Origin of the sequence: Streptomyces sp. NPDC056883 (genome assembly GCF_042788835.1) — a bacterium.
GTDB lineage: Bacteria > Actinomycetota > Actinomycetes > Streptomycetales > Streptomycetaceae > Streptomyces > Streptomyces stoeckheimensis.
In genome coordinates this window covers 43822-57484 of record NZ_JBHUBS010000006.1, presented here as the reverse complement: position 1 = coordinate 57484, position 13663 = coordinate 43822, and the positions used below count along the sequence as shown (strand labels likewise).

Below are 13663 nucleotides of genomic sequence, written 5' to 3'. Positions count from 1 at the left end.
GCTCGCGCTTCGCCCGGGGGCGCGGCAGGCTGGGGGCATGCCCGAGCTGCCCGAAGTCGAGGCCCTGAGGGAGTTCCTCGACGAACACCTCGCCGGGCGGGTGGTCGAGCGCGTCCTCCCGCTCGCCGTGAGCGTGCTCAAGACGTACGATCCGCCCCTGACCGCACTCGAAGGGCAGCGGGCCGGGACCACCGCCCGGTACGGGAAGTTCCTCGCCCTGCGCATCGGCGAACTGCACCTCGTCACCCACCTCGCCCGGGCCGGCTGGCTGCGCTGGATGGACGCCGTTCCCGACCGGCCGCCGGGCCCCGGCAAGGGACCGCTCGCGCTGCGACTGGTCCTCGAGGGTGGCGGCGGGTTCGACCTCACCGAGGCCGGGACCCAGAAGCGGCTCGCCGTGTACGTGGTCCGCGATCCGCACGAGGTCCCCGGCATCGCCCGGCTCGGCCCGGACCCGCTCGCCGAGGGCTTCGACCGCGAGGCCTTCGGTGCGCTGCTCGCCGGGGAACGGCGCCAGATCAAGGGGGTGTTGCGCGACCAGAGCGTCATCGCGGGGATCGGCAACGCCTACAGCGACGAGATCCTCCACCACGCCAAGGTCTCGCCCTTCAAGCTGGCGGCCTCCTTCGACGAGGCGCAGGCGGACCAGCTGTACGCGGCCGTCGAGGAAACCCTGCGCACGGCCGTCGAGCGGGCGCACGGGGTGGCCGCCGGACGGCTCAAGGCCGAGAAGAAGAGCGGGATGCGGGTCCACGGCCGCGCGGGCGAGCCCTGCCCGGTGTGCGGGGACACCGTCCGTTCGGTCTCCTTCGCCGACTCCTCGCTCCAGTACTGCGCGACCTGCCAGACCGGAGGGAAGCCGCTCGCCGACCGCAGGCTGTCGAAGCTGCTGAAGTAGGCCCAGGGGCCTGCGGGAGCCCCTGCGGAACTCCTACGGCAACCCCTGCCGGGGGCCCTTCCGGGAGGGCCCGGCCGGCCCGACTGCGGTTAGACTCCGGCCCATGCCCGAGGAGCAGCAGTCGCAGCCGCCCCGGCGGGAGGTCGTCACGGGGGTTCCGCGCGGCAGTCGCAGGATGCCTCCCGCGCATACGCCGGCGCGGTCCGAGATCTCCGAGCAGACCACCCTGGGCGCCACCTACGTACGGGCCCTCATGCGCAGCCAACTCCGCGCCGGACTCGCCGCCCTGGCCGCGCTCGTCCTCCTGGTGGGCCTGCTGCCGCTGCTGTTCCTGCTCCCGCGGGTCGCGTCGGGCCCGCTGGTCTGGGTCGCGCTCGGGGTGCTGGTGTACCCGGTGCTGTGGTGCGTCGCCCGTGCGTACGTGATCCGGGCCGAGCGCAACGAGTCCGATTTCACCGGGCTGGTCACCGACCCGACGGAGTCGCCGGGACCGCGCCGGCCGGACTAGGGGGTCTCGCGGAGCTGCACCGGCGCGGTGTCCGGACCCCGGGCCGTGACCGGTTCTCCCTGTGCCGCTGCCACGCCGGTCGGCCCGTCGCCCACGGGCACCGTGTTCGTCACGCGAGCCGTCGAGGTGCCGATGACCGACAGGGTGTCCGAGTCGAAGTTGCTGACGTGGACGAGGGAGCCGTCCGGGCTGACGGCGAGGCCGTTGGGGCCGTCTCCCACGGCGACGGTTTCCGTGACGGCGCGGCCGCGGGTGCTGATCACGGACACGGTGTCGGACCCGATGTTGGCGACGTACACCTGTCGCCCGTCCGGTCGCACCCCGATTCCCGCAGGCTGGTCCCCGACCGGGATGCGGTCCGTTTCCGTGCCGTCGTGGACATCGACCACCGACACGTCGTCCGAGGTCAGGTTGGAGACGTACAGGCGGCGGCCGTCGGGGGTGAGGACCAGAGCGGTCGGTCCGCTGCCGACGGGGATGGTGTCGGTGACCGTTCCGGTGGCGGTGCGGACCACCGAGACGGTGCCGGACGCGGCGTTGGCGACGTAGAGGGTGCATCCGTCGGGCGCCACCGCCACGCCCAGCGGGGCATCGCCCACCGCGATGGTGTCCGTCACGGCACGTGTGCGGGTGCTGATCACCGACACGTCGTCCGACCCGACATTGGCGACGTAGACGTTCCGGTTGTCGGGAGAGACCGTCACTCTGCTCGGTTCGTCCCCGACGGCGACGGTGGCGATGACCGTCCTGGTACGGGCGTCGATCACCGATACGGTGTCCGACGCGGAATTGGTGACGTAGACGCGGGAGCCGTCCGGGCTGACGGCCACGCTGTCCGGTCCGTCCCCTACGGGAACGCTGTCCACGACCGTGCCGGTGCCGGTGTCGACGACCGACACCGTGTCGGAGTGGAGATTGGCGATGTAGACGAGAGCGCCAGGCCGCGGGGACAACCCGACTGCCGTCGTCCCGACGGATGCGCCGGCCAGGTCACCCGGTCCCGTCAGCGCCGCTGCCACACAGAGCACCACGGCTGCCCGCCGCGCAAGGTCCTGACTACTCGTCATGGGGCCACGCTAAGTCTCCGGAGCGGAAAGCCGCGTGAGGCTCACGCTCGGGCTGACCGAACGGCGCATCGCCTACGCCGCCGGCGGGTTGCAACCAAAGAGACGGAACCCGGCCGGTCTCAGAACAGGTGCATCGCCAAGTGTCCCAGCGGCAGGCCGAGTTGCCAGGCCGGGGTCCAGACCCGGGCGTTCTCGTCCAGGCCCGGCGGGGTGTCGGCGTGGCCGTGGCGTCCCGGGTCGAGGTTGGTGGCGAACAGCTCCGTGTGGTCCAGCCAGCGCCAGGCCGCCCGGGCCAGCTCCAGATCGGGGTCCTCGCCCCGGCCGCGCTCGCGGGCCTCCTCGCCCAGCGCGAGGAACCGGGTGTGGACCCAGTCGCGCCAGGGGTGACCGTACGCCGTCAGCGACATCCACTCGTCGAGCTGCGAGACGACCCGGATCCCGGAGAGTTCTCCGGCGGCGTCCGAGAGGTAGATGGTCAGCGCGAGCGTGTCGCGTCCGGCGCGGAACTCCAGGGTGCTGACCGGGATCAGCCGGCCCGTGCGCAGCAGTTCGTCGGCGATGTACTCCGCGTAGAGCCATGCCATGGGCACCGCGAGCCCACCGTCACTGGTGCCGTTCGTACCCTCGGGCTGCACCGTTCCACCTTCTCCCGCATGCGTCGCGTCTTCCCGCCGTCAACGCCGAGCCTTCCTTGCGCGGCTCGCGAAGCGGGGGATGTTTACTCAACTTGAACGGTCCGATGCCGGTTTCGATGCGGTTCGTGTCCGCTTCGCGGGCGTTCAGGCCATTCTTTGACGCATTCGCCGCACCTCGGGCGAGGCGCCTCCCGGGCCGCCCCGGGTCGGTCAGACCGTGGCGATCACGGCGTAGCGTTCGTCGGTCACCGCGCGTCCCCACAGGGCCGCGTTGTCCCCGAGGGGCTCGACGCGCAGAGCGGTCACGAGCGGGCGTACGGCGGCGGCGAGTTCGTCGGCGCCGACGCCGCCCGCCCAGGGCAGGGTCTCCGCGCCGGGTACGTACGGTGCTGCGCTCGCACCGGATTCGCGCCAGCGGCCCTCGACGAGGACGAGGGTGCCGCCCGGACGCAGCCGGCCGACCCAGTCGCCGAGCGCGGCCCCGGGGGAGGGCAGGGTCCACACCAGGTGGCGGGAGAGCAGGACGTCGAACCGCTGGTCCCCGGTGGGCGCAGCGGCGGCGTCGCCGACCAGGAACCGGCCGGTCAGGCCTGCGGCGGCCAGTTTCGCCCGGGCGTGCCCGACCATCTGCGGAGAGAGGTCCACGCCGGTGACCCGGTGCCCTGCTTCGGCGGCCAGCAAGGACAGCGACCCGGTGCCGCAGCCCACGTCGAGGACGTCGAGCGGTCCGGCCGGCAGCCAGGATCCGAGGAGGTCCGCCCAGGCGTCACGGGTCTGAGGGGCCCGCAGGCCGTGGTCCGGCTCCTCGTCGAACCCGGCCGCGGCCGTGTCCCAGTAGGCGGTGATGGCAGCGGTGTTCGTGGAGTTCGGCATCCCGCGAGTCTGGCAGCCGGCACTGACAACGCCCCCGGCACTGACGACGCCCCCGGACACCGGTCGCCCGCCCTCAGGCGCCGAGTCCGTACCCGTAGCCCTGGAGGTCCTTCCGCAGGGCGCGCAGGGCGTAGTACGTACGGGATTTGACCGTCCCCGCCGGAATGCCGAGCTCGGCCGCGGCCTCGGCCACCGAGCGGTCCTGGAAGTAGACCTGCACCAGCACGTCCCGGTGCTCCGGCCCCAGTGATCCCACGGCCCGCCGTACGTCTATGGCCGTCACCGAGCCCGCCACCGCGTCCCCCGGCGCGGGTGCCTGGTCCAGCCCCTCCGGGTCCACCTCCAGGGGCCTGGACAGGCGCGCCCGCCGGGCGTCGATGGCGAGCCGACGGGCCACCGTGAACAGCCAGGGCCGCAGGGACTCGTAGGAGCTGCCCAGGACCTCCGGGTGCTGCCAGAGCCGCAGGAGGGTCTCCTGCACGAGGTCCTCCGCGCGCTGGGCGTCCCCGGCCGTGAGGCCCAGCAGGAAACCGAACAGAGCCCGTCCGTGTTCGCGCTGGAGTTCGGCCAGTGCCTCGGGGTCGGTGCGCAGGAGGGTGGGGGCAAGGGGCACGGGAGGCTCCTTCCGGAGGTCGGTGCGGGGGTGGTCGGGGTCGACGGATCCACCCTGACCTGCACCGGGCCGCCCGGGAACCGTCCCGTCCGGACGGTGCGCCCAACCACCCGGGTCATCCGGTGGGCGGCCGCGCGGGGCGGTGAACGGTCGAACGGCACGCCGAACGGCCATTGGAGTGAGTGCGCGGCCGGCCGACGGAGCCGTTTCTTGACTTCAGGCGTCTCTTTCTATGGATTGACTGAAGATCAGGTAGTCGTACAAATCAAGCTCATCAAGGAGAGCCGGGACAGATGACCGCGCGCACCCGCCACGCCCTCGCACTCCTGACCGCCGTCGTGCTGTCGGCCGTAGCCGGCTGCTCCGTCGGCGGGGACCCCGCGCCGGCCCGCCTCGCGGGCTCCCCGTCCGCCCCGGCGGCCTCGGGCGCTCCCGGATCCACCACGGCCCCCGCCGGCGGCTCGATGAAGGGCTTCACCCTGGTCGCGAGCGGTGACGTGCTGCCGCACGAGTCGGTGATCCGGCGGGCGGCCTCCGACGCGGACGGCGACGGCCACGACTTCCGGCCGATGTTCTCCGGGGTCAAGCCGATCGTCTCGGCCGCCGACCTGGCCCTCTGTCACATGGAGACCATCTACGGACCGGACGGCGGCCCGTTCACCGGCTACCCCGCCTTCCAGTCCCCGCCCGAGGTCGCCGACGGCCTCAAGGACGCCGGGTACGACGGTTGTTCCACGGCCTCGAACCACACCCTCGACGGTGGCGGCGCCGGTCTGAAGCGCACCCTCGACCGGTTCGACAAGGTCGGCCTGAAGCACGCGGGTTCGGCCCGTACGGAAGCCGAGGCGGGCACCGTGACGATGTACACCGCGGGCTCCGCGAAGGTCGCGCACCTCGCCTACACGTACGACACCAACGGCTACCCGATGCCCGAGGGGCAGCCCTGGGCGGTCAACCTGATGGAGCAGGAGAAGATCATCGCGGACTCCCGGGCGGCCCGTAAGGCGGGCGCCGACGTGGTCCTCGTCAGCCTCCACTGGGGCACGGAATGGCAGACCGAACCGGACGAGAAGCAGCTCGCGCTCGGCAAGGCGCTGACCGCCTCGCAGACCGGCGGCCGCCCCGACGTGGACATGATCCTCGGCACCCACGCCCACATCCCGCAGGCGTACGAGAAGGTCAACGGGACCTGGATCGTCTACGGCATGGGCGACCAGGTCGCCGGTGAGATGTTCAACTACAGCGGCGCACGGGACATGCGCGGCAACTACGGTTCCATCGGCCGCTTCACCTTCGCCCCGCCGGCAGCCCCCGGGCAGCGCTGGCAGGTCACCAAGGCCGAGTTCGTCCCGCAGATGATGGACCTGCGGGCGGGCCGGGTCGTCAACCTCCCGGCCGCCCTCGCGCAGTCGCCGGGCCGCGAGGACTACGAGGAGGCGCGTGACGAGATCACCGAGGCCGTCCTCGGCCGCGGCGCGGCGAAGGACGGCCTCGTGATGGCGAAGTAGGCCCCGACGGGGGGTCAGGCGGCGGCGTTCGGGCCCTGGACGGCCTTGACGCGCTGCATCGCGGTCAGCTTGCGCACGAAGAGGACGGCCAGCACGGCGGCCACCGTGGTGGAGAGCTCCGCAGCCGCCATGAAGGCGGCCCCGTCGCTGAGCGCCTCGTGCGTCAAGGCCGCCAGGTACTGCCGGGAGGCCACGCGGTCGAGGACCATGCTGACCACGAACGCCAGCCACCAGGCGACCACCGGGGCGCCCGACACCTGCCGGTAGGTGCCGTCGGGCGCGTACTGGGTGCTGGCGTCCCAGGTCTGCCGCGCCGTCCGGTACGGGAAGAAGAGGTTCGCGAACGGGACGAACCACCCGCCGATGGCCCAGCCGGCGGACTGGCTGAAGCCGTCGGGACGGAACACCTGTCCGTTGCAGCGGACCCGGTGGAACCAGAGGACGAACACCACGGCAGTGGCCAGGTAGAGGACGCCGTGGAGGAAGCCGAGGGGGATGCTGAGCGAGTCGAGCCCACCGAGGCGCTCGCTCGTTTCGGTCGAGGACCCGCTCACGAGGTCGTCCTGCAGGCCGGACCGGTACAGGTCTGCCCCGGACAGGACGAGGCTGAGCCCGCCCACCGCGGACAGCAGCGCGGTCAGGGCCTTCGCCAGCCCTTCGGGGGAGCGCAGGACGTGGACGGCCTGCGGCAGATAGGGGCCCGGCGTCGCAGACGGCGACGGACCGGGTGCGATCGAGGACATGACGAAGTACCCCCCACGGGAACATATGCAAGGAATGACATGGAAACGGGCCGCCCTGTGGGCCGCCTTGTGCGTGGCCCGACCTGTCTGAGCTGCCTGAATGTATGTCACGCCCTGGTTCTCCGTCTACGGTGATCCCGTTGCTGGGGCGAATCACCGCCGGCGGGACCACCGCCGCACGGCTACGGCACCACCGTCACCGGCCAGCGCCCCGCCTTCACCAGACGGATCGCCACCGAGCCCACGATCCGGTGTCCGGCCTGCTCCGAGGCTCCGACCACCACCGCGTCCGCCATCAGCTCCTCCGCCGCGCTCACCAGCCCGGCGTACGCGTCCCCGCGGAAGGTGTGGAACTGCCAGCGGACGTCGTAGACGCCCTTCAGCCGCTCCGCGGACTCCCGGATCTCGGCCACCAGCCCCTCCGCGATCTCCTCGGTGGCCTCCGACACCGGAGCCCCCAGCGAGGCCCCGGCCGGCATCACCGGCTGGACGTACACCAGCGCCAGCAGCGCGTTCTGCCGCCGTGCCAGCCCCGCCGCGTAGGCGGCCGCGCGGAGCGAGGACGGTGACCCGTCCACCCCGGCGAGGATCACCTTCGGACCGTCCGTACCGCGCTCGAATCCCGTACCCACGTGCTCCGTCACCCTTACGAGGCTAAACCCGCTCGCCGCGCGAAGGGGCGCGGCCCTCCCTACAGTGCGAACCATGAGTGCCACCGTGGAGGAGACGCGCGGGACGCGCGGCAGTCGCAGCCGCTTCCTGAACCGGGTGCCCGATGCCTTCGGAGCGTTCTTCGGCACGCTCGGCCTGTTGTGCGCCCTGCTGGCGCTCTCCCCGACGCTGCGCCGCCTGCTGCGGCCCATCGTGCGCTTCCTCGACGCCATCGTCGTACCGGTCAGCGCCAACCTCGCCTACGCCGTCTTCCTCTTCCTCCTCGCCGCCGCACTCGGCATGCGCAAGAAGGTCGCCTGGTGGATCGTCGTCACCTATTTGGCCCTGCTGCTCCTGGTCGACGTGCTGACCGTGGCGGAGGAGGACTACTGGGTGGGCTTCTCCTCCATGGCCATCGCGGTCGCCGCCCTCGTCCTCCTGATCGCCGCGCGCAAGGAGTTCAACGCCGCCTCCCGGCCGGGGGCCCTGTGGCGGGCCCTGCTCGTGCTCGGGCTCGGCCTGCTCGCGGCCGTCTTCCTCGGCTGGGGCCTGGTCGCACTGTTCCCGGGAAGCCTGCCCAGGGGGCAGTGGCTGGACTGGTCCGCCAAGCAGGTCTTCGGCGGGCTGTTCTCGGCCCGGCAGTTCGACGGCCACCCGCCCCGGCCCCTGTACTTCCTGCTCGGCCTCTTCGGCGCCCTCGCCCTGCTGAACGCCGCCGCCACCCTCTTCCGCTCCCAGCGGCTGACCGCCGCCCTGCACGGGGACGAGGAGCCCCGGATCCGGGCGCTGCTGGGCGCCTACGGGCGCAACGACTCCCTCGGCTACTTCGCCACCCGGCGGGACAAGGCCGTGGTGTTCGCCCCGAACGGCAAGGCCGCCGTCACCTACCGGGTCGAGGCCGGCGTCTGCCTCGGCAGCGGCGACCCCGTCGGCGACCCGGCCGCCTGGACCCCCGCCATCGACGCCTGGCTCGCCGTCGCCCGGCGCTACGGCTGGCAGCCCGCCGTCATGGGCGCCTCCGAGGACGGGGCGACCGCGTACGCCCGCTCCGGACTCGGCGCCCTCCAGCTCGGCGACGAGGCCATCCTGCACGTCGCCCACTTCGACCTTGACGGCCGCGACATGCGCGTCACCCGGCAGGCCGTCAACCGTGTCAAGCGCACCGGAGCCAGCACGGTCATCCGCCGCCACTCCGCCCTCTCCGAGGACGAGATGCAGACGATCGTGGACCGGGCCGACAAGTGGCGCGACACCGAGACCGAACGCGGCTTCTCCATGGCCCTCGACCGGCTCGGGGACTCCGCCGACGGGGACTGCCTCCTCGTGGAGGCCTTCGACGACAAGGGCGAGCTGATCGCCCTGCTCTCCTTCGTGCCCTGGGGCAAGGACGGCATCTCCCTCGACCTGATGCGCCGGGACCGGGCCGCCCCCAACGGGGTCATGGAGTTCATGGTCGCCGAGCTCTGCGCGGCCGCCCCGGGACTGGGCGTGCGCCGCATCTCCCTCAACTTCGCGGTCTTCCGCTCCGCCTTCGAAGAGGGCGGCCGGATCGGCGCCGGTCCCGTCCTCAAGGTGTGGCGCAAGCTGCTGCTCTTCTTCTCCCGCTGGTGGCAGCTGGAGGCGCTGTACCGCTCGAACGTCAAGTACGGCCCCGAGTGGTACCCGCGGTTCCTCTGCTTCCAGGACGCCGGCTCGCTCGCCCGGGTCAGCCTCGCCTCCGGCATCGCCGAGGGGTTCGTCTCCGTGCCGAGCATGCGCACCCTGTGGGGCAACGGCCACCCCCGCGGGCTCACCGCCCCCGCCACCACCGCGGGCCTGCCGCCCATCGAGTCCCTCGGGCTGGAATCCGTAGGGGAGGAGGACGCCGAGGCCGCGCGGGCCGAGCGGCAGCCCGAACAGGTCCGGGTCCGGCACGACAAGCTCGAGCGGATCCGGGCCGCCGGCACCGACCCGTACCCCGTCGGCATCCCGCAGCGCACCCACACCGTCGCCGAGCTCAAGGCCGCGCACCCCGGCTACCCGCCCGGCGCCCGCACCGGCTCGCCCGTCACCCTCGCCGGACGCGTGATGGTCGTGCGCGACCTCGGCGGCGTGGTGTTCGCGGTCCTGCGGGACTGGTCCGGGGACATCCAGCTGATGTTCACCCGGGACGAGGCGGGCGCCTCCGTGCTCGACGCCTTCACCTCCCAGGTGGACTTCGGCGACCACGTCGTCGCGAGCGGCGAGGTCGGCGCCAGCAAGGCCGGCGAACTGTCCGTGGTCGTCGACTCCTGGCAGCTCACCGGCAAGTGCCTGCGCCCGCTGCCCGACAAGCGCAAGGGCCTCGCCGACCCGGAGGCCAAGGTCCGCCAGCGCTACCTCGACCTGGTCGCCAGCCCCGAGGCGCGCGACGTCGTACGGGCCCGCTCCAGCGCCGTCCAGGCCCTGCGGCAGGGGCTGCTGGACCGGGGCTACCTGGAGGTCGAGACCCCGATGCTCCAGCAGATCCACGGCGGGGCCAACGCCCGCCCGTTCCGCACCCACATCAACGCCTACGACCTCGACCTGTACCTGCGCATCGCACCCGAGCTGTACCTGAAGCGGCTGTGCGTGGGCGGTATGGAGAAGGTCTTCGAGATGGGCCGCACCTTCCGCAACGAGGGCGTCTCCTACAAGCACAACCCCGAGTTCACGATGCTGGAGGCCTACCAGGCCTTCGCCGACTACGACGTGATGCTCGACCTGACCCGCGAGCTGATCCAGGGCGCCGCCACGGCCGCCTTCGGCTCGCCCATCGCGCACAAGGCGGGACCGGACGGGAAGCTCGTCGTCCACGACATCTCCGGACCCTGGCCGGTCAAGACGATGTACGGGGCGATCAGCGAGGCCCTGGGCGAGGAGGTCGACGCCGACACCGAGGAGCACGTCCTGCGGCGGCTGTGCGACCGCGCGGCCGTGCCGCACGCGCCCGACGACACCCGGGGCGACGTGGTCCTGGAGATGTACGAGCGGCTCGTGGAGGAGCGGACCAAGCTCCCCACCTTCTACAAGGACTTCCCGACCGACGTCTCCCCGCTCACCCGGCAGCACCGCAAGGACCCCAGGCTCGCGGAGCGCTGGGACCTGGTGGCCTTCGGCACCGAACTGGGCACCGCCTACTCGGAACTGACCGACCCCGTCGAGCAGCGGCGCAGGCTGACCGCGCAGTCGCTGCTGGCGGCGGGCGGGGATCCGGAGGCCATGGAGCTCGACAACGACTTCCTGGACGCACTGGAGTACGCGATGCCGCCGACCGGCGGGCTGGGCATCGGGGTCGACCGCCTCGTCATGTTCCTCACGGGGCTCACGATCCGGGAGACGCTGCCGTTCCCGCTGGTGAGGAGGGGCTGACCGGCAGGACTACTCCGGGCGGGTGAGCGCACGGGGGCGCGTCCGTGCCTCTCGACATCTGCGGCGATGTCGTTGATACGTAGTAGTAATGAAAAATGACGAGCCGACAGTAGGGCGACGCGTGCTCCTGCGCTCCGCCGTCTTCCTCGGAGTCGCCGCCGCCGCAGCTGCTGACGGGCGGTGAAACCGATCTGCCGCCATCGGGCGCACGGACCCCCGTCGCGGGCGCCGGCCCCGGGCCGGCACCCGGCGGGGCCGCAGGGCCCGGACCCCTCACCGGAGCCCCCGCCGGACTGCCGCAGTTCCCGCGCGGATCCCCGTACCGGCTCGAGCCGATGACCTCCGAAGGGGCCCCGGAGCGCGCACCCGCGGCGAAGCCCTCCGTACGGACCCGGCCGATCCTGGAACTCCCCGCCGGTGCGAGCACGGCGAGCGCCATGACCCTCACCTTCGACGACGGCCCCGACCCCCGCTACACCCCGGGCATCCTGGACACCCTCGCGCGCCACGGAGTCCGGGCCATGTTCTTCGTCTGCGGGGAGATGGCGGTGGAGAACCAGGACCTGCTGCGCAGGATGGTGGCCGAAGGACACGTCATCGGCAATCACACCTGGACCCATCCGCAGCTCACCAAGATCAGCCGGCCGGCGATGGCCTCCGAGATCGGCCGCACGAGCGAGGTCGTGCAGAAGGCCGTCGGCACCGCTCCGCTGTGGTTCCGGGCGCCCTACGGGGCGTGGAACCGGGCCGCCTTCGAGATCGGCGCGGAGCTCGGCATGGAACCGCTCGCCTGGACCGTGGACACCCTGGACTGGAAAGAGCCGGGCACCGGCGCGATCGTCTCGCGGGTCCTCAAACAGGCCGCGCCCGGGGTGATCGTGCTGAACCACGACGCGGGCGGCAACCGCTCGCAGAGCGTGCAGGCGCTGGCGAGCTACCTGCCGCAACTGCTCGGACGGGGATTCCGGATGACGCTGCCGGACCTGCCGCCGCGCTGACGGCCGTACTCCGCACCCCGCGCGGCGGCGGCACGGTCCGCCGCCGCGCGGGTGGGTCGGTCAGCGGGCCTCCACCATCCGTGCGAACACGACGACGTTGCCGTCGTAGCCACGCCCCTTCGAGTAGCCGCCTCCACAGGTGATCACCCGGAGTTCCGCGTGTCCGGTGTCCCCGTACACCCGGGATCCGGGGAAGGTGTTCTTGGAGAAGACCTCCACGCCGTACACCTCGAACACCGCCGTGCGGCCGTCGTAGCGCGCCACCTCGATGCGGCTGCCCTTCTGGACCGAGCCCAGCCCGTAGAAGACCGCGGGGCCCTGCGCGTTGTCCACGTGGCCCACGATCACCGACGAACCCTGCTGGCCCGGCGAGATGCCGTTGAGGTACCAGCCGGCCAGGTTCTTGTCCTGCGGGGGCGGCGCGTCGATCCAGCCCTGCGCGTCCAGCCCGACCGTCATCACCGGTGCGTCCACGCTGATCGACGGGATCCGGATGCGCTGGACCGACGAGTGGTCCAGCACCTCCATGTCCGGCGGCGGCACGGGCGGCTCGGCGGGCGCCTGGTCGGCCTGCGGCCCGACCGCCGACCCGGCCGGCGCACTCACCGCCGCCGCCGCGGCCGGCTGCGGGGGTCCGTCGCCGGCCTCGGCTCCGTTGCGCATCATGGCGAGGCCGGTGAGCATGACCAGCGCGATCGCACCCCAGGGGGAGCGTCTCCTCGGTGGCCTCTCACTCTCGTCCTCGAGCATGGTTCTCCCTTCCCGACGCGGGGGTCCCGACCCGCGTTCTTGTCCCACCCCTTCACGCCCTACTTCACGCACGCTAAGGCGGTGCGTGCGCGACGGCGATCGGGGAAGGGCGAACGGGTGGTGGGGCCGGAAGGGGTGCGCCCATCCAGGTAATCGTCACATAAATGCCTGACGGGTCGTGACCTGCGGATCCGTCAGCGAACGCGTCCGCGCATCGGCGTGTCGCTCAACCTTGCGGCCCAAAGGCGAACATGCGCTGGTTGCGGACCGAGTCGAGGGTTCGTGATGGGAGGCGTTCTCGTCGATCTGCCCGGGCCACCGCTCCGGGGCGCTTCCCGCTGGAGGTTCCACCATGCGTGTTCTCCGCGCTCTTACCGTGACCGCGGCGGCCACTTGCGCCGCCATCGCCCTCAGTGCCCCCTTCGCCTCCGCGAACCCCGGGAACCCCGTGAGCCCCGCGATCCCCGCGGCACCCGCGAACCCCGCGGGCGGTCCGCCCTCGGGAGGCAACGGCGGGCCCAGCAATGTGACGGTCAACCCGTACTCCGTGCACCAGGGCTCCACGATGCAGGTCAGCGCGGCCGGCTGCGGCCACGGCGGCATCGTCTTCTCGCACGGCAACTTTCCGCAGACGAACCTGTCCGCCGGCTCCATCGGCTTCGCGACCGTCCGGATCTTCAACCACGCCTCGCCCGGGCACCACACGCTGTCGGTCAAGTGCCACGACAACAGCCTCGTCGCCACGCACCGCTTCACGATCCTGGACGGCCGCGGCGCACAGGGAGGCCTCGGCGGCTCCCTCGGCCCGTCCACCGCCGAGACCGCCATCGGCGCGAGCCTCGTGGGTGCGGCGGCCCTCGGTGCCGGTGCCCACGTGATGCGCCGCCGGCGCCCGATCCGCGGCCGGGCCTGACCGGCCGACCTCCCCGGTCGGCCCGGACAACCGCCGGTCGGGAACGGGTTTTGTCCGAGGAAGGGGTAGAAAAAGTGCTTCCCGGGGGTAAAAAGGAGGTGTGGACGGGAGAGGGCACGGGGGTAACCACTTGGGGT

Annotated in this window: 13 protein-coding genes; 6 read left to right on the top strand and 7 right to left on the bottom strand. The window is 72.2% G+C overall.

The features are described 5' to 3' along the window. Positions 1-37: 37 nt before the first annotated feature. Positions 38-898 carry an Fpg/Nei family DNA glycosylase gene (locus tag ACFRU2_RS17155; protein WP_382972676.1) on the top strand — a complete coding sequence of 287 codons (861 nt, stop codon included), beginning with the start codon at positions 38-40 and terminating at the stop codon, positions 896-898. Between the two features lie 103 nt (positions 899-1001). Continuing rightward, entirely contained in the window at positions 1002-1406 is a 405-nt protein-coding gene (locus ACFRU2_RS17150; RefSeq protein ID WP_382972674.1) for a hypothetical protein, read from the top strand. Here ACFRU2_RS17150 and ACFRU2_RS17145 read toward each other — a convergent pair. The 4 genes from ACFRU2_RS17145 to ACFRU2_RS17130 all read right to left on the bottom strand — a co-directional run bounded on the left by ACFRU2_RS17145 (position 1403) and on the right by ACFRU2_RS17130 (position 4594). Beyond that, positions 1403-2473: a beta-propeller fold lactonase family protein gene (locus tag ACFRU2_RS17145; protein ID WP_382972672.1), complete on the bottom strand. Its 1071-nt coding sequence runs from the start codon at positions 2471-2473 to the stop codon at positions 1403-1405. The two genes, ACFRU2_RS17150 and ACFRU2_RS17145, sit on opposite strands and share 4 nt — an antisense overlap. Positions 2474-2592: 119 nt before the next feature. Next, entirely contained in the window at positions 2593-3057 is a 465-nt protein-coding gene (locus ACFRU2_RS17140) for a hypothetical protein (RefSeq protein ID WP_243341408.1), read from the bottom strand. Positions 3058-3318: 261 nt separating this feature from the next. Further along, positions 3319-3981 carry a class I SAM-dependent methyltransferase gene (locus ACFRU2_RS17135; protein WP_382972670.1) on the bottom strand — a complete coding sequence of 221 codons (663 nt, stop codon included), beginning with the start codon at positions 3979-3981 and terminating at the stop codon, positions 3319-3321. Between the two features lie 73 nt (positions 3982-4054). Further along, positions 4055-4594 carry a sigma-70 family RNA polymerase sigma factor gene (locus ACFRU2_RS17130; RefSeq protein WP_382972669.1) on the bottom strand — a complete coding sequence of 180 codons (540 nt, stop codon included), beginning with the start codon at positions 4592-4594 and terminating at the stop codon, positions 4055-4057. A 293-nt stretch (positions 4595-4887) separates the two neighbouring features. On the opposite strand from ACFRU2_RS17130, the gene ACFRU2_RS17125 reads away from it, so the two are divergent. After that, positions 4888-6102, top strand: coding sequence for a CapA family protein (locus tag ACFRU2_RS17125; protein ID WP_382972667.1), 1215 nt, complete (start codon positions 4888-4890; stop codon positions 6100-6102). Between the two features lie 14 nt (positions 6103-6116). On the opposite strand, the gene ACFRU2_RS17120 is transcribed toward ACFRU2_RS17125, so the two are convergent. Beyond that, on the bottom strand, positions 6117-6845 hold the full coding sequence (locus tag ACFRU2_RS17120; protein ID WP_382972665.1) for a DUF4328 domain-containing protein: 729 nt from the start codon (positions 6843-6845) through the stop codon (positions 6117-6119). Positions 6846-7027: 182 nt separating this feature from the next. Further along, entirely contained in the window at positions 7028-7489 is a 462-nt protein-coding gene (locus ACFRU2_RS17115) for a universal stress protein (protein WP_375949450.1), read from the bottom strand. Positions 7490-7550: 61 nt separating this feature from the next. On the opposite strand from ACFRU2_RS17115, the gene lysX reads away from it, so the two are divergent. Further along, positions 7551-10865, top strand: a complete 3315-nt coding sequence (gene lysX, locus ACFRU2_RS17110) for a bifunctional lysylphosphatidylglycerol synthetase/lysine--tRNA ligase LysX (protein WP_382972663.1) — start codon at positions 7551-7553, stop codon at positions 10863-10865. Positions 10866-11200: 335 nt separating this feature from the next. After that, positions 11201-11863 carry a polysaccharide deacetylase family protein gene (locus ACFRU2_RS17105; RefSeq protein WP_382972661.1) on the top strand — a complete coding sequence of 221 codons (663 nt, stop codon included), beginning with the start codon at positions 11201-11203 and terminating at the stop codon, positions 11861-11863. Positions 11864-11923: 60 nt separating this feature from the next. On the opposite strand, the gene ACFRU2_RS17100 is transcribed toward ACFRU2_RS17105, so the two are convergent. Next, positions 11924-12613 (bottom strand): class F sortase, encoded by a 690-nt coding sequence (locus tag ACFRU2_RS17100; RefSeq protein WP_382972659.1) that lies wholly within the window; start codon positions 12611-12613, stop codon positions 11924-11926. Positions 12614-12965: 352 nt separating this feature from the next. Here ACFRU2_RS17100 and ACFRU2_RS17095 point away from each other — a divergent pair, with 352 nt between their 5' ends. Next, positions 12966-13526, top strand: coding sequence for a hypothetical protein (locus ACFRU2_RS17095; RefSeq protein ID WP_382972657.1), 561 nt, complete (start codon positions 12966-12968; stop codon positions 13524-13526). Positions 13527-13663 lie beyond the last annotated feature (137 nt).